The following is a 15244-nucleotide window of genomic DNA, read 5'->3' as shown; positions in this document are numbered from 1 at the left end:
CGAAGACACAGAAGCATTCGCGACTGAGAGGCGCCTGCAGACTTCGTCATTCCTCCTGGAACAGGCTGATCTGCTGCTGCGCCAGATCCTTCGGCGCGTCGAGTCCGAGATGCCGCCAGGCATTGGCGGTCAGCACGCGGCCGCGCGGCGTGCGCTGAATAAAACCCTGCTGGATCAGATAGGGCTCTATGATGTCCTCGATGGCGTCGCGCGGCTCGGAAAGCCCTGCCGCAATGGTCTCGATGCCGACCGGCCCGCCGCCAAAATTCCGCGCGATCATCGAAAGATAGCGGCGGTCGAGCGCGTCGAGGCCGAGCGCGTCGACCTCGAGCCGCGTCAGCGCCTCGTCGGCGATCTGGCGATCGACATGACCGTCGCCGGCGACTGATGCAAAATCACGCACGCGGCGCAAAAGGCGGCCGGCGATGCGCGGTGTCCCACGCGCGCGTCGCGCGATCTCCAGCGCGCCATCGTCGCCGAGCGGCATGGCAAGGATGCGGGCGCCGCGCCGCACGATCTGCTCCAGTTCCTCGACGGAGTAGAAATTGAGACGGACCGGGATGCCGAAGCGGTCGCGCAGCGGATTGGTCAAAAGGCCGAGCCGGGTGGTAGCGGCGACGAGGGTGAAGCGGGCAAGATCGATCTTGACCGAGCGCGCCGCCGGCCCTTCGCCGATGATCAGGTCGAGCTGGAAATCCTCCATCGCCGGATAGAGAATTTCCTCGACCGCCGGGTTGAGCCGGTGGATCTCGTCGATGAACAGCACGTCGCGGTCTTCGAGATTGGTGAGCAGCGCTGCGAGATCGCCGGCCTTGGCGATGACCGGACCGGAGGTCGAGCGGAAATTGACACCGAGCTCACGCGCCATGATCTGCGCCAGCGTCGTCTTGCCGAGGCCGGGCGGCCCGACGAACAGCACGTGGTCAAGCGCCTCGCTGCGGCCCTTGGCAGCCTCGATGAACACTTTGAGATTGGCCCGAACCGCCGCTTGGCCGACGAAGTCGCCGAGCGTCTGCGGCCGCAAGGTCTGCTCGGCATCCTCGCCGCGCTTGTCGGGAGCAATGAGGCGTGGCGAAAGGCTCATGCGGCCTTCCTTGCACAGGGCAGGGAACGGGACAAGCGCAGACTCACCGCGCCAGCTCCTTCAGCCCGAATCGAATAAGCTTCGAAGCATCCGCATCCTCGCCGGCGCTCTTCAGCGCCGCCGCCACCGCATTGGCGGCGGTATCGCGCGAATAGCCGAGATTGACCAGCGCCGAGACGGCGTCGGTGAACGGCGCCGGCGCGACGCCATCGCCGAGCTCCTGCTTTAGGCCAATCGTGCCAGAGGCAGTGCCCGCATAGGCTGGCGCCTTGTTCTTCAGTTCGGTGACGATGCGCTCGGCCACCTTTTTGCCGACGCCTGGCGCGCGGCTGACCATAGCAATATCACGCAGCGCGATGGCATTAGCGAGATCGGCCGGCGCCAGGGTCGAGAGAATAGCCAGCGCCACCTTGGCGCCAACACCCTGCACATTGCTCATCAACAGCCGGAACCATTCGCGCTCCAGCACCGACTGGAAACCGTAAAGCCGCAGCATGTCCTCGCGGACATAGGTTTCGATGAACAGCACCACCGCCTCGCCGGGGGCCGGTAAGGCGGCCAGCGTGCGCGCCGAGCAGTGGGCGACATAGCCGACGCCATGCACGTCGATGATGCAGAAATCCTCGTCGATTTCGTCCAGCGTGCCTTTGAGCTTGCCGATCATGCCAAAGCTCTCATGTATACAAGGCCCTCATGGATGGGTTTCGGGAGACATGATGTCGAGGTCCGGGAAGTAGCTGCGATAACGCGCGGCTTCGCGCGTCAGCAGACGATGTCCGGCGACAACCGCATGGGCTCCAATGAAGAAATCCGGCAGCATTTGTTCGCGGACCCCGCCAGCGCGGCGATAGCGGGAATGCGTGACGCCGGCAAGGAATGCCGCCTCCCAAGGCAAGAATTCGCGATCCATCTTGAGCGTCTCGACTGCTTTACGAAGGGCCGCCTCCGCTATCAGCGGCGCGAGTTCAGACCAGACGATTGTGTTGATAACGAGTGCGCCATCGCGCCGGCATGCGGTGATCGCCGACGCCGACCACTTCGTCTCCCGTCCGGCGGGACCCCAAACGTCGATCAGGACATGTCAATCAATGTCGAGATCTTCACGTGGACCCCTCAGCCACTCCATATACTCGTCCGTCGTCATCCCTCCCAGATCCAACGTACCGGCCATTTGATCGAGAATCCGGCTGAATCTACGGGAAACCTCTTCTTCGGAAATGTTTTCGTTGACCGCAACAACACGGACGCCGTCCTCGGTGGGCAAGAACTCCACCTCCGAGCCTGGGCCGATGCCCAGGCGATCCCGTATCTCTTTCGGGATCGTCACCTGTCCTTTGGTTGTCACTCGCATGGTAATACCTCGCAGGTATTACTTATTGCCGGCCTGAGAACAAGTCAAGAACAAACTCATCCGGCCAGCGCCGCCATCCTATAGACAACACTCTGCCGGTGATGCGCGTGGCAGATGGCAATGGCCAGCGCGTCGGCGGCATCGTCGGTGTCGAACGTCGCCTTCGGCATCAGCACCTTGACCATCATGTGGATCTGTTTCTTGTCGCCATGGCCGACGCCGATCACCGCCTTCTTGACGGCGTTGGGCGCATATTCGGCAACGACCAGACCGGCCAGCGCCGGCACCAGCATGGCGATGCCGCGCGCCTGGCCAAGCTTCAGCGTCGCGGCCGCATCCTTGTTGACGAAAGTCTGCTCGACCGCTGCCTCGTGCGGCATGGCGGTATGCAGGATCTCGGCAAGCCCGTCATGCAACTGGCAAAGCCGTGTCGCCAGCGCCGCCTTGTCGTCGGAACGCACGGTGCCGGAGGCGACGAAGCGCAGCGAATTGCCGAGGCTCTCGACGATGCCCCAGCCGGTGCGCCTCAGCCCCGGATCGATGCCGATGATGCGAATCGTTTCCCCCATCCGCCGAGTTTACCCTTGACGGACAGCGATGCCAGCGAAATGTGAACAAACCAGAAACAGGTTCTGGCTACGTCCAGGAGAGCCTCTAAGAGGCCGTTTCGAAAGTCGCTCCGGCGAGTCATATGGTGGTGGTTTCGAGAACCGGAGCGGAGCGGACATTTGGGTCCGTGAGCACCGGAAGCGCAGAAAGCGCAGTCAGATGGCCGCCGGAGTAAAGTTTCCAAACAGTCTCTCAGCCGCGGGCGAAAGCCGTGTTCAGCAGCGTGATCTGATCGGAAACCGGATTGACGGGGTGGCCGGATGGCGAGACCTCGGCCACGGCGCTGCCGTAGATTTCCTCGTCCATGCGACGCACCAGCGCCTGCAGGCGCAGCGAACGGTTGACGAGATCAAGAAAATCCTTGGGCAGTTCGACCCAGCCTGCGGCATCGTTGTTGGCGGAAGCGGTGTCGAGACGCACCTTGGATTTTTCGGAAGCAACCTGATCGCGGGTCATCTCGCCGGAATTCGCCGCGCGCTGCAAAAGCAGCCAGGAGGCGACCTGCATCAGCCTCGTGGTCAGTCGCATCGACTCGGCCGCATAGAGCGTCGCCGCCAGCCTGGACAGTTTCTTCGCTTCGGCCCGGCCGTTGCCGTCCAGATATTCGGCCGCCTGCTCGACCAGGCCCATGCCTTCCTGGTAGAGCGGCTTGAAGGATTGGGAGAAAACCCGGCGCTCCGCCAGCTTGATGGTTTTCGCGCTTCCCTTCGAAGAGTCGTTCATCGATACGCCCTGCACTTGCCTTACAGCCGGCCGAATCGGCGTCATCGCCGTCACGCCCTGCACCCTATATGACCGAGGCTTGAAAATGCGCTTCGCCGCCGGCGAAGGCAAGCACATGTTTAACAAACGGTTAATGGCGGCGCAGGCGTTGGCAATCCGGATCGCGCACAAAAAAAGAGCCGCGGATAAGGCGGCTCTCAGGAGTTTAACAGGGAGGCGTCAAACAAAGTGGCTCCAACCACTCGGTAAGAATCCAGATCACTGGATGCACATAGTAAACGCCTGTAAAGCTTAATGAAGCCTTAACGGCGCGGATATTTTTTGAACAAGCGTCGCCCGCCTGTGCCGTAACAGCACAATATTCAGGCCTTTTGGGCTTGAGGAAGCCGCTCGGCTTTCCAGACCACCGGCAGCGCGATATAGGCGAACAGCAGCAATCCGGCGTAAAACCCCATCGAGGATATTGCCACCAGCGGCTCGATCGCCGGGTTGCCGGCAAGCATGATGTAAAGGCCGATCAACAGGCCGATGCCACTGATTGCCGTCAACCAGAAATGGACCGTGGCGAGCGTCTTTTGCCCGATTGCCGGAAACAAATGGTAGAAGAAGGCAAACACCGCCGACATCAGCCATCCGGCCACCATGATGTGGGCGTGGGTCGGCATCTGCGCATGATCTTTGCTGATTGCCATCTGAAGGCCGAGCGCCATCCCGAACAGTGCGTAGACGACGGCGAGCGTGAAGAAATTTCGTGCTACCTTTTGCATAGTATCCCCCGATTTGCCTTTTCCCGTCATGGGAATGGGTTGAATTCAGGCGGTCGACCCGCCACCGGGTCCCCGGCATCGGCGCATTAGCATCGGCAATGTTTCTGGACGATGCCGCATGGCGCCCGACCCTTCCCCCGGCGCCGTCAGAATAGCAGAAAACAGCACGACGCGCTGGCACAATTGTTGAGCGATCCCGTTACGGCCGTGTCTCATAGGACGTCGAAACAAAGCTGCCCCCCGCGCGACATCGTTCCGAAACAGGCGCCCCGCTAAACGCCCGCTCCTCGCAGCGAGACGGAGCAGATGTGCGCCGCTCGCGATCGTCAAACATCCAAGGAGGCAACCATGGATTGGTACTCGATCGTCAAATTTCTGCACGTCCTCTCGGCGATCCTCTGGGTCGGCGGCGGCTTCACACTGATGGTGCTTGCGGTGCGCGCCGATCGCGCCGGAAACATCGAAGGCATGCTGCAGGCCATGCGCGCCACTGGCGAGCTGGGCAACAGGTTCTTCGCGCCGATGTCGATGCTGACGCTCGCCTTCGGCCTCATCATGTGCGGGTTCTGGGTCGGCTTCTCCGACCTGTGGATCCTGATCGGCCTTGCCGGCTACGCGACGACTTTCTGCATCGGCATGTTCATCTTCAAGCCGACCGCCGACCGCATGGCGGGGATGATCGCCAAGGACGGCGTCACGCCGGCGGCCCTCGCCCAGGGCCAGCGCATCCTCAACGCTGCACGCATCGACTATTCGGTGATGCTGGTGATCATCGCCGACATGGTGCTGAAGCCGACGCTGAACGATGTCACCATCCTGGGCTGCATGGCGCTGGTCCTGACCACCGGAATTGCTCTCGCCCTCGGCGGAACGCGTCGGTTGGTGCCGAGCGCCGCCTGAAATCTGCCGTGACGCTGACGGCGGCTCGGCTGCCGGCAGCTTCCATGGCTGGCAATCTAATGCATGTCGCGCAAAAGTGTGCAGCGGTTTTGCGATAACGTCATGCATAAAACAACAACCTAATGCGCGTCGCATGAGGCCGGTCAAACGCGACGCGCTTTAGAGAAGGCCGGCAATCCCGTCCCACAGAAGCTTGACAGCGACGACCGCCACGGTTGCGTAGGTGAAGGGGTAGAACAGTTGCGGCCGCATCCGCCGGACCAGCCAGGCGCCGGCGATGGTCGAAAGCGGCGCCAGCGGTACCAGAACCGCCGACGCGGTCAGGTTGGTGGTGTCGAACTGTCCCAGCGCAAAATAGGGGATGAGCTTCAATGCGTTGGTGGCGGCAAAGAAGATTGCGGCGGTGCCCGACAGCACTTTCGGATCAAGTCGGATCGGCAGCGCATAGACCTGGAAGGGCGGGCCGCCGACATGGCCAGCGCCATCAGCGGGACGCCGACGAAACCGACCGCACCGCCAAAGCCGCCCTTGGACAGACCGACCAGGATGACGGCTGGAATGGCGGCGGCATAGAACCAGGGATCGAGGAGAAGACCTGACATCGGCGGGGAGCAGTTGGAGGGAAAGCGTGTAGACGCTGGAATAGCCGATAAACCTTCGCGCCGCGACTGCAAATGTACACACAATGCGATGCGTCGTGAGTGCCGAGGCCTGTTACGGTTTTGAGATGGCGGTTGCAGCGAGCGGCGGTGGGCGCCTCCGGATCGGCTGCGCCTTGATGATGGCTGTGCTGGTTTCGGCCTTGTCGGCGATACGGTCGAGGAGCTTGTCGAGATCGCCGATCGAGCGAACGAACAGCCGGGCAACAAAGCAGTCGTCGCCCGTCACCTTGTCGCATTCGCCAAACTCCGGAATCTCCTCGATCAGCTTCTGGACGATATGCAGCTTGCCTGGCAAAGGCCGGATGCGAACGATCGCCTGCAGCGTGTAGCCGAGCGCTTGCGGGTCGATCTCGACAGTGAAGGCCCTGATAACGCCACGATCCTCCAGCCGTCGCAGGCGTTCCGCGACACTCGGCGACGACAGTCCTACCTGTTGGGCCAGTTCCTTCAATGAGGTTCGCGAATCCTTGATCAGGATTTCGAGAAGGCGTCGGTCCAGATCGTCCAGCATTTGACATTCCCAATGAAAAGGCCGTCATCACCTTATTTAATTAGGCACGACTGGCATATCACCTGGCGCAAATTATAGAAAGCGCTGATGCGGCATGGAATTATCAAGCATCAGCGTTTCGAGAGGCAATATTCATGGACAGCACGGTGCGTGGCACGGTCGAAATGACGGCCGCAATGGTGATCCTCGGCACGATCGGATGGTTCGTCATCATGTCGGGCGAGCCCATCATGGACGTCGTCTTCTGGCGCTGCGCCTTCGGCGCGATAACGCTGCTGATCATCTGCGCTGCCCTGGGGCTGCTGCGCGGCAGGCTGTCACTGCGCATCGTGGCGATCGCCGCTCTCGGCGGCGCGGCCATCGTCATCAACTGGTTGCTGCTGTTCAGCTCGTTTTCCCGCGCCTCGATCTCGATCGCCACGGCAGTCTACAACACGCAGCCCTTCATGCTGGTCGGCTTTGGCGCGCTCTTCTTCTCAGAGCGGCTGACCATGACGAAGCTGGCCTGGCTTGGCATCGCCTTCGCCGGCATGCTGCTGATCGTGCAAGGCTCGCCTGATGCGAGCTCCGATGCAGGCCCCAATACAGGTAATGTCGGCACAGATTATTTTACCGGCATCGCGATGGCGTTGGGTGCGGCTTTCTTCTGGGCTGTCGCCGCCATCGTCACCAAGAAGCTCAAAGGCACGCCGCCGCACCTGATCGCCCTGATCCAGGTCTGCGTCGGCGTCGTCGTGCTGGCACCCTTCGCCAATCTTTCCCAGCTTCCCGCCGATGCGTGGAGCTGGAGCATGCTGGCGACGCTTGGCGTCGTCCATACCGGTCTGATGTACATCCTGATGTACGGCGCCATTCAGAAACTGCCGACGCATCTGCAGGGGTCGCTGTCCTTCATCTATCCCGTGGTTGCGATCCTGGTCGATGTGGTCGCCTTCGGCCACCGGCTGCATCCGGCCCAGATCGTCGGCGCCGCCGCCATCCTGATCGCCGCCGGCGGCATGAATCTTGGCTGGACGCTGTGGAAATCGAAGATCCCGGCCGAGAGCCCCCAGGCAATCAAGTGAGAGAGGAACGCCGGACGACAATCCTGCGCCAATGATCCTGCCCCGCCCGCCTGTTCAAGGCCGGCACTTTGCTCTATGCCGCAATGCAACCATCTTCGCCCGGCATAGGCGAAAACCGGGATCGAAAACCAATGAACGACGTAACGCCTCCAAATCGCTGCCGCATCGTGCTGATCGCGCCGCCCGGCGTGCCGGCTGAGCGCATCGGCGCGGCGTTCGAGGGCGGCGACGTCGCCTCGCTGATCCTGCCCGAGAACGGCATGGACGATGCCTCCTTCCAGGCCTTCGCCGAACAGATCGTGCCGGCGGCGCAAGCGGCAGGCGTTGCCGTCGTCATTGCCGGAGACACCCGCATCGCCGGCCGCGTCCAGGCCGATGGCATTCATGTCGAGGTCGGCAAGGCCGAACTCGCCGAGACGATCGAACGTTTTCAGGCAAAAATGATGGTCGGCACCGGCGGCGCCAAGACCCGCGACGATGCGCTGGAACTCGGCGAGCTCAGGCCCGAGTACATCTTCTTCGGCCGCTTCGGCTACGACAACAAGCCGGAGCCGCACCCACGCAACCTGACTCTGGGGCAATGGTGGGCAGATGTGATTCAGATTCCCTGCATCGTCATGGCCGGGTCGGACATCGCTTCGGTGGAAGCGGTGGCTGCCACCGGCGCCGAATTCGTGGCGCTGTCCAGCGCCGTCTTTGCCGACGGCGTCGACCCAAAGATGGCAGTCGCTAGCGCCAATGCGCTGCTCGACGAAACCGCGCCGCGTTTCGAGGACTGAGGTGCCGGCGCGGACAATCCTTTTCGGTGCTTTGCTTGCGACGCTCATGGTGGGGGCCGCCGTGGCGGAAACCGTCCCATCGCCGCAACCCAAGCCCGACATCGGTGCAAGCACGGAAAAGCCGATCGCCACGCCGCTGCCGCAGCCCGCCACCACGGCGCCGCAGCCGTCGGCCGACGCCATCAATCCCGACCGCTTTGGTGCAAAGCCGTCGGATTCTGCCTATGGCGCCTTCCAGCGCGGCCTTTACAAGACGGCCTACAACCTCGCCTTGGTTCGCGCCCAGAACGGCGATCCGGCGGCGCAGACATTGATCGCCGAGATATTGTCGCGCGGTCTTGGCGTGCCGGTCAACGCGGCGGAGGCGGCAAAGTGGTACGCGCTTGCGGCAGAGCAGGGCATACCGGAATCGCAGTTCCAATATGCGCTGATGCTGCTCGACGGCCGCTACGTCAGGAAGGACGAAAAGGGGGCCTACGCGCTGATGCAGGCCGCCGCCGAGGCCGGCAACCGTCTGGCGCAGTTCAATTTCGCGCAGCTGCTGGTCCAGCAGGACCCCGGCGATGCCGGCATCGCAAAGGCGGTGTCCTATTATCAGCGCGCCGCCGCGACCGGCCTTGCCGACGCGCAATATGCGATGGCGCAGGTCTATGCCAACGGCGTCGGCGGCAAGCCGCGCGACGATGTCCAGGCGCGAGGGCTGCTGGCGCAGGCAGCACGGCAGAACTACGATACGGCGCAGATCGATCTCGCCGCCTGGATGATCGAGGGACGCGGTGGCGCCCGCGACCTGAAGTCCGGCTTCGGCTGGATGAAACAGGCCGCCGAGGGCGGCAATGTCGCCGCCCAGAACCGCCTCGCCAAGCTTTATATGGGCGGCATCGGCACCGATCCGGATCCGATCCTTGCCGGCGCCTGGTACGTCGTCGCCCGTCGCGCCGGGCTGATCGATCCGCAGATGGACGATTTCCTACAGGGCCTGACCGACGACCAGACGAAGCAGGCGCTGCAGAGGGCCAACCGCCTTCCGTAAAGCGCACGGGCGGTGAATATCTGGCAGCGGCTCGGGTTGGATGCTGGCGAGGGAATGACTCCGCGCCTACTCCCCCTCCTAACCACTCCCTTGCCTCTCCTGGCGATTTGTGGTCTTGGAGGCGCCAAATCGCTTTCATCGCGAAAATCTCATTCCGGATCACATCATCATGGCCAAGATCAATGGCAACGAAATCCGTCCCGGCAACGTCATCGAGCATGACGGCGGCCTGTGGGTGGCGGTCAGGACCAACGCTGTCAAACCAGGCAAGGGCGGCGCCTATAACCAGGTCGAGTTGAAGAACCTGATCAACGGCACCAAGCTCAATGAGCGTTTCCGCTCCGCCGAAACCGTCGAACAGATCCGGCTGGAGATGAAGGATTTCTCCTTCCTCTACGAGCAGGGCGACGCGCTGGTGTTCATGGACACCGAAAGCTACGAGCAGCTTGAGTTGCAAAAGGATTTCGTCGGCGATCGCGCTGCCTTCCTGCAGGACGGCATGATGGTGACGGTCCAGCTCTATGACGAAAGGCCGATCGGCATTTCACTGCCCGACCAGGTGACGCTGACCATCACCGAGGCCGATCCGGTGGTGAAGGGTCAGACGGCCGCCTCATCCTATAAGCCGGCGATGCTGGAAAACGGCATCCGCGTGCTGGTGCCGCCCTTCATCGGTTCGGGCGAACGTATCATCGTCGACACCAACGAAATCACTTACGTGCGCCGCGCCGACTAAAGCGCCCGGCAGCAGGAAGAAGCGCAGCAGGAAGAAGTACAATGGCGCGTTCCGCGATCCTCAATGTCATGGTCCAGGCCGCCATGAAGGCCGGCCGCTCGCTGTCGCGCGATTTCGGCGAAGTTCAGAACCTGCAGGTCTCGATGAAGGGGCCGGGCGACTATGTCAGCCAGGCCGACCGTAAGGCCGAAGAAATCCTCTTTACCGAGCTGTCGAAGGCGCGGCCGGGATACGCCTTCCTGATGGAGGAGCGCGGAGTGATCGAAGGCGACGACGGCCAGCACCGCTGGATCGTCGACCCACTCGACGGCACCACCAATTTCCTGCACGGTATTCCGCTCTTCGCCATCTCGATCGCGCTGGAGCGCCAGGGCCAGATCGTCGCCGGCGTCATCTACAATCCGGCAATGGACGAGCTCTATACGGCCGAGCGCGGCGGCGGCGCCTTCATGAATGATCGCCGGCTGCGGGTCGCCGGACGTACCAAGCTGATCGACGCGGTGATCGGCTGCGGCGTGCCGCATCTCGGGCGCGGCCAGCATGGCAATTTTCTGGTCGAGCTGCGCAATGTGATGGCCGAGGTCTCGGGCGTGCGCCGCCTCGGCTCCGCCTCGCTCGATCTCGCCTACGTCGCTGCCGGCCGCATGGACGGGTTCTGGGAAACCGGCCTGTCGGCTTGGGACGTCGCCGCCGGCATCCTGCTGATCCGCGAGGCGGGCGGGTTCATCTCCGACTACGCCGGCGGGCAGAACATGCTGGATGGCGGTTCGGTCGTCGCCGGCAACGAGATCATCCAGCGTGCGCTGTTGAAGACCGTCAAGAAGCCGGTGATGCCGCGCTAGGCTCTAGGGACTCGGCGCGCTGAACCGCCGCAGTCGCAAAACCGCAACCAAAGCTTGAAATATTGTCCGGCATCCGCCCAGATAAGGGGATGCAGGATCATTCATGACGCACATCGGCCCCGAAACCCAGATCGAAATCCCCTTCATGGGACGCTGGCATTATTCGCGCGCCGAAATGATCGCCGACGGCATCGTCCATGCGGTGGGCATCGTGCTCGCCATTGCCGCCGGTTCGGCGCTGCTGGCGCTGGCTTCCTTCCATACCGGTCCGGGCGAATATGTCGCCGCCGCCTTCTACGTGGTTTCGCTGCTCACCGTGCTGTCGGTGTCGCTGGCCTACAATCTGTGGCCAGTGTCGCCGGCCAAGTGGATATTGCGGCGCTTCGACCATGCCGCGATCTATCTGCTGATCGCCGCGACCTACACGCCTTTCATCGCCCAACTCGACGGCTCGCCGCTGGCCATCTCGATGATCGTCCTGGTTTGGAGCGCGGCAGCGATCGGGATCGCCATTAAAGTGCTTCTTCCCGGTCGCTTCGACCGGCTGGCGATCGTCTTCTATCTCGCCATCGGCTGGAGCGGCATCGTTCTTGTCGAGCCGCTTGTCCAGACATTGCCGACGACATCGATCGTGCTGATCGTTGCCGGCGGCATCGTCTATTCCTGCGGCGTCATCTTCTTTGCCTGGAAGGGCCTGCGCTTCCACAATGCGCTGTGGCACGGTTTTGTCGTCACCGGCGCCGGCCTGCATCTGGCCGCCATGGTCGACTGCCTGGTCATCAAGCGGCTCTGACGCCGATGTCCGGTTGGCAATATTGCCAAGCGCCATTCAATTTGGTCACAATTGCGTTTAGAGTCGCCGTCAAACGTGAAGTTGCGGCAGCGGCATCGGAAACGGGGCACGGATGGCTTTTCTCAAATCCTTCGGCATAGGCAGGCGCTCCGACGTTTTGATGTACGATCCGCACAAACTGTCGAGCCCGCAGGTCTTCCTCCTGACCATTTTCATCTTCCTGATGATCGTCGCCTTCATCGCCGCCATCCTGACCCGTCAGATCTCGAGCGCCTTCGCCGCCAATCCCGGTCTCAACGGCCTGATCATCGGCGTGCTTGTGGTCGGCATCCTGCTGGCCTTCGTGCAGGTCGGCCGGCTGTTTCGCGAAGTGCGCTGGGTCAACTCCTTTCGGGCCGGCTCCGAAACCACCGAGCCGGTGCTGCTGGCACCGATGAAGGCGATGATCGGCCGCTCGTCGACGATCGCCTTCTCGACCAGCTCGATGCGCACCATGCTCGATTCGATCGCCACCCGCCTCGATGAAAGCCGCGACACCTCGCGCTATCTTGTCGGGCTGCTGGTGTTCCTTGGCCTGCTCGGCACTTTCTGGGGCCTGCTAGGCACGATCGGCTCGATCCGCGAAACCATCGAGTCGCTCGATCCCGGCAGCGGCGATGCCGCCGCCGTGCTCGAATCGCTGAAGCAGGGGCTTTCCGCGCCGCTCGCCGGCATGGGCACCGCATTCTCGTCCTCGCTGTTTGGCCTGTCCGGTTCCCTGGTGCTCGGCTTCCTCGACCTGCAGGCTGGCCGCGCCCAGACACGCTTCTACACCGAGCTCGAAAACTGGCTGTCCTCGGTCACCGACCTGTCGTCCGACATCGTCGTCGCCGAACCGGCCAGGGCCGAATCCTCCGACGAGATCCGCGTCCTGTCGGAAAGACTGCGCAGCATGCAGGAGAACGGCGGCGGCGCCAATCCGCGTGTTGCCACTGCCATGGCCAACCTTGCCGACGGCATTTCGGGCCTGGTCAAGAACATGCGCTCGGAGCAGCAGATCATGCGCGACTGGGTCGAGGCCCAATCGGACGAGCAGAAGGCGATGCGCAATACGCTGGAGAAGATCGCCGACGCCCTGAAGAAGACGGGAGTCCATTAGCATGGCTCTCGCCAGGAGCCGGCGTACCGATCGCCGTATCGATTACTGGCCAGGCTTCGTCGACGCGCTGTCGACGTTGCTGCTCGCGATCATGTTCCTGCTCACGGTCTTCGTGCTGGCGCAGTTCCTGCTCGGCCGCGAAATCTCCGGCAAGGACACGGTGCTCAATCGCCTCAATTTGCAGATCAATGAACTGACCCAGCTTCTGGCGCTGGAGCGCTCGACGACGCAGGACAAGGAAGATTCGCTCGCCAATTTGCAGGCGTCGCTGTCGGCGTCGGAGGCGGAAAAGAGCCGGCTCGAGCAATTGCTGGCGCAAGGCGCCGGTGCCGGCGACGCAGCCAACCAGCGCGCCACGGCACTTTCGGGCGAACTCGACAGCCAGCGCCAGATCAGTCAGCAGGCGCTGAGCCAGGTCGAAATCCTCAACCAGCAGATCGCGGCGCTGCGCAGGCAGATCGGAGCGCTCGAAGAAGCGCTCAACGTATCCGAAACGCGCGATCGCGAGTCCAACACCAAGATCGCCGATCTCGGCCGCCGCCTGAATGTCGCGCTGGCGCAACGGGTGCAGGAGCTGAACCGCTATCGGTCCGACTTCTTCGGCCGGCTGCGCGAAATCCTCGCCGACCGCGAGAACATCCGCATCGTCGGCGACCGCTTCGTCTTCCAGTCGGAAGTGCTTTTCCCGACAGGCTCCGAAGTGATCAACGACGCCGGCAAGGTCGAGATGAAGAAGCTCGCCGACGCCATCATCGACCTGCAGAAGGAGATCCCGCCGGAGATCAACTGGGTGCTGCGCGTCGACGGCCACACCGACGACAAGCCGCTATCGGGCACCGGCCGCTACCGCGACAATTGGGAATTGTCGACGGCGCGCTCGACCTCGGTGGTGAAGTTCCTGATCGAGAACGGCGTGCCGGCCAACCGCCTGGTTGCGGCCGGCTTCGGCGAATTTCAGCCGCTCGACCCCGCCGACACCGAAGACGCGCGAAACAAGAACCGCCGCATCGAGCTGAAACTGACCGAGCGCTGATCCGGGCTGGCCTCAAGGCGAACGCCCGGATTTAGGGTGCCCGTGCGAGCCGGCAAGGACTGAAAAGATTACCTTTTTTTGATTACACTTTGCCGAAAACCGCTCCTAGGTTGTGCCACGGGGCCGAGAACCGCCGGCGGTGGAACCGTCCATCGCGACGCGACGGAACCGACGGCCCACGGCCGGAAGGCGGCGTCCCAACCGCCGCCTTCCCCAGTAAAAGGAGACGCAACCATGCGCTCTTTCACTCCCAAAACCCTCAGGCCCAAAACCCTCACGACTGCAACGCTCGCCGCACTTCTCGTCACCGTTCCGTTTGCTGGCGCCTACGCCGGCCCGCGTGAGACAGCTTTGATAAACCAGATAGAGAGCGTGGATACCGGTATACGGGCCGCGATGCAGGCCAACAGGATCAAGCCGGACGAGGCGCGTGGCTTGCGCACGCAGGTCGCTCACCTTGATCGGGCGGCCCAGAGGGCCGCGCGAGATGGGACGATGCCGACCACGCAATATCAGCAGTTGCTGGCGCAGCTCGATCATGTGAGCCAGAAGCTGCGGGCTGCCACCGGCAGCGCCTTCCTCATCGGCAGCGGCGGCGATGCCGGATATTATCCAAACGGCTACGGCCCAAGCTATCCAAAAGGCTGAAACCATCCATTACAGCGCCGCAGTTCGATCTTGCGCATGATCCTTTGATTTTTGCGCAAGATCCGTTCCGCACCGAAGGCCCGCGCAGCAGATCCGTTCAAGAACCCTTCCGAAAATTGATTCCGATTTCGGGGTCATGCGCCCAGCCAAAGTACGATCAGAGCAGCTGCCGCCGGTGCGGTCTGGATGTAGAGGATTTTCCTGTCGACCGTCGCCGCGCCGTAGAGGCCGGCGATGGCGACGCAGAGCAGGAAAAACACCTTGATCTGGAAACCGGCCTCGCCGAGGTAAAGCCCCCAGATCAGCCCGGCTGCGAGAAAGCCGTTGTAAAGCCCCTGATTGGCCGCAAGCACTTTCGATGCGCTGGCGAATTCCGGCGTCAGCTTGAACGCCTTGTGGCCGCGCGGCGTATTCCACAGCACCATCTCCAGATAGACGATGTAGAGGTGGATCAGCGCCACCAACCCGACCAGCACATTGGCGATCATGCTTCATCTCCCGTCGCGGCACGGCGCCGCCTCGCGATATTGATCACGCACGCCGCCGCTCCCGCAAGACGCATTGCGGCGTG

18 protein-coding genes and 2 pseudogenes are annotated in these 15244 nt (G+C 62.6%); 10 read left to right on the top strand and 10 right to left on the bottom strand.

Annotation, left to right across the window (positions count from 1 at the left end):
* Nucleotides 1–46: 46 nt before the first annotated feature.
* From ruvB to IHQ72_RS05995, 7 genes and pseudogenes are all read right to left on the bottom strand, one after another.
* Complete coding sequence (gene ruvB, locus IHQ72_RS06025) at nucleotides 47–1084, bottom strand: Holliday junction branch migration DNA helicase RuvB (protein ID WP_027152903.1); 1038 nt, start codon at nucleotides 1082–1084, stop codon at nucleotides 47–49.
* Nucleotides 1085–1127: 43 nt separating this feature from the next.
* Nucleotides 1128–1748, bottom strand: a complete 621-nt coding sequence (gene ruvA, locus IHQ72_RS06020; RefSeq protein WP_258121604.1) for a Holliday junction branch migration protein RuvA — start codon at nucleotides 1746–1748, stop codon at nucleotides 1128–1130.
* Between the two features lie 27 nt (nucleotides 1749–1775).
* A pseudogene (locus IHQ72_RS37400) lies at nucleotides 1776–2188 on the bottom strand (type II toxin-antitoxin system VapC family toxin).
* Nucleotides 2166–2435: an AbrB/MazE/SpoVT family DNA-binding domain-containing protein gene (locus IHQ72_RS06010; protein ID WP_258121602.1), complete on the bottom strand. Its 270-nt coding sequence runs from the start codon at nucleotides 2433–2435 to the stop codon at nucleotides 2166–2168. The pseudogene IHQ72_RS37400 and the gene IHQ72_RS06010 overlap by 23 nt, the downstream one beginning before the upstream one ends.
* Nucleotides 2436–2491: 56 nt before the next feature.
* Complete coding sequence (gene ruvC, locus IHQ72_RS06005) at nucleotides 2492–3004, bottom strand: crossover junction endodeoxyribonuclease RuvC (RefSeq protein WP_258121601.1); 513 nt, start codon at nucleotides 3002–3004, stop codon at nucleotides 2492–2494.
* A gap of 232 nt (nucleotides 3005–3236) precedes the next feature.
* Nucleotides 3237–3767, bottom strand: a complete 531-nt coding sequence (gene rcdA, locus IHQ72_RS06000; protein WP_258121600.1) for a protease adaptor protein RcdA — start codon at nucleotides 3765–3767, stop codon at nucleotides 3237–3239.
* Between the two features lie 362 nt (nucleotides 3768–4129).
* Entirely contained in the window at nucleotides 4130–4534 is a 405-nt protein-coding gene (locus IHQ72_RS05995; protein ID WP_258121599.1) for a heme-copper oxidase family protein, read from the bottom strand.
* Nucleotides 4535–4882: 348 nt separating this feature from the next.
* Here IHQ72_RS05995 and IHQ72_RS05990 point away from each other — a divergent pair, with 348 nt between their 5' ends.
* Nucleotides 4883–5434 carry a DUF2269 family protein gene (locus IHQ72_RS05990; RefSeq protein WP_258121598.1) on the top strand — a complete coding sequence of 184 codons (552 nt, stop codon included), beginning with the start codon at nucleotides 4883–4885 and terminating at the stop codon, nucleotides 5432–5434.
* Nucleotides 5435–5593: 159 nt separating this feature from the next.
* Here the strand turns inward: IHQ72_RS05990 and IHQ72_RS05985 are convergent.
* Together IHQ72_RS05985 and IHQ72_RS05980 are read right to left on the bottom strand one after the other, a co-directional pair.
* A pseudogene (locus IHQ72_RS05985) lies at nucleotides 5594–6036 on the bottom strand (TSUP family transporter).
* Between the two features lie 112 nt (nucleotides 6037–6148).
* Entirely contained in the window at nucleotides 6149–6607 is a 459-nt protein-coding gene (locus IHQ72_RS05980; RefSeq protein ID WP_095495387.1) for an Lrp/AsnC family transcriptional regulator, read from the bottom strand.
* Between the two features lie 134 nt (nucleotides 6608–6741).
* On the opposite strand from IHQ72_RS05980, the gene IHQ72_RS05975 reads away from it, so the two are divergent.
* The 9 genes from IHQ72_RS05975 to IHQ72_RS05935 all read left to right on the top strand — a co-directional run bounded on the left by IHQ72_RS05975 (nucleotide 6742) and on the right by IHQ72_RS05935 (nucleotide 14673).
* The gene (locus tag IHQ72_RS05975; protein WP_258121597.1) at nucleotides 6742–7671 is read left to right on the top strand and encodes a DMT family transporter; all 930 of its coding nucleotides are present in this window, start codon (nucleotides 6742–6744) and stop codon (nucleotides 7669–7671) included.
* Between the two features lie 131 nt (nucleotides 7672–7802).
* The gene (locus IHQ72_RS05970; protein ID WP_258121596.1) at nucleotides 7803–8450 is read left to right on the top strand and encodes a thiamine phosphate synthase; all 648 of its coding nucleotides are present in this window, start codon (nucleotides 7803–7805) and stop codon (nucleotides 8448–8450) included.
* Nucleotides 8451–8496: 46 nt separating this feature from the next.
* A complete protein-coding gene (locus tag IHQ72_RS05965) occupies nucleotides 8497–9483 on the top strand; it encodes a tetratricopeptide repeat protein (protein ID WP_258123743.1) in 987 nt (328 codons plus the stop codon).
* A gap of 169 nt (nucleotides 9484–9652) precedes the next feature.
* Nucleotides 9653–10219, top strand: coding sequence for an elongation factor P (gene efp, locus IHQ72_RS05960; RefSeq protein WP_258121595.1), 567 nt, complete (start codon nucleotides 9653–9655; stop codon nucleotides 10217–10219).
* A 41-nt stretch (nucleotides 10220–10260) separates the two neighbouring features.
* Nucleotides 10261–11061, top strand: a complete 801-nt coding sequence (locus IHQ72_RS05955) for an inositol monophosphatase family protein (RefSeq protein ID WP_258121594.1) — start codon at nucleotides 10261–10263, stop codon at nucleotides 11059–11061.
* Between the two features lie 103 nt (nucleotides 11062–11164).
* Complete coding sequence (gene trhA, locus IHQ72_RS05950) at nucleotides 11165–11854, top strand: PAQR family membrane homeostasis protein TrhA (protein ID WP_258121593.1); 690 nt, start codon at nucleotides 11165–11167, stop codon at nucleotides 11852–11854.
* 112 nt (nucleotides 11855–11966) lie between these two features.
* Nucleotides 11967–12992, top strand: a complete 1026-nt coding sequence (locus IHQ72_RS05945; protein WP_258121592.1) for a MotA/TolQ/ExbB proton channel family protein — start codon at nucleotides 11967–11969, stop codon at nucleotides 12990–12992.
* A 1-nt stretch (nucleotide 12993) separates the two neighbouring features.
* The gene (locus tag IHQ72_RS05940; RefSeq protein WP_258121591.1) at nucleotides 12994–14025 is read left to right on the top strand and encodes a peptidoglycan -binding protein; all 1032 of its coding nucleotides are present in this window, start codon (nucleotides 12994–12996) and stop codon (nucleotides 14023–14025) included.
* A 234-nt stretch (nucleotides 14026–14259) separates the two neighbouring features.
* Nucleotides 14260–14673: a hypothetical protein gene (locus tag IHQ72_RS05935; protein WP_258121590.1), complete on the top strand. Its 414-nt coding sequence runs from the start codon at nucleotides 14260–14262 to the stop codon at nucleotides 14671–14673.
* A gap of 134 nt (nucleotides 14674–14807) precedes the next feature.
* Here the strand turns inward: IHQ72_RS05935 and IHQ72_RS05930 are convergent, their stop codons facing one another.
* The gene (locus IHQ72_RS05930; RefSeq protein WP_258121589.1) at nucleotides 14808–15161 is read right to left on the bottom strand and encodes a DUF1304 domain-containing protein; all 354 of its coding nucleotides are present in this window, start codon (nucleotides 15159–15161) and stop codon (nucleotides 14808–14810) included.
* Nucleotides 15162–15244: the final 83 nt, after the last annotated feature.

This window comes from Mesorhizobium onobrychidis (assembly GCF_024707545.1).
GTDB lineage: Bacteria > Pseudomonadota > Alphaproteobacteria > Rhizobiales > Rhizobiaceae > Mesorhizobium > Mesorhizobium onobrychidis.
Note: the sequence above shows the minus strand (reverse complement) of the source record. Positions and strands in the feature narration are given on the sequence as shown.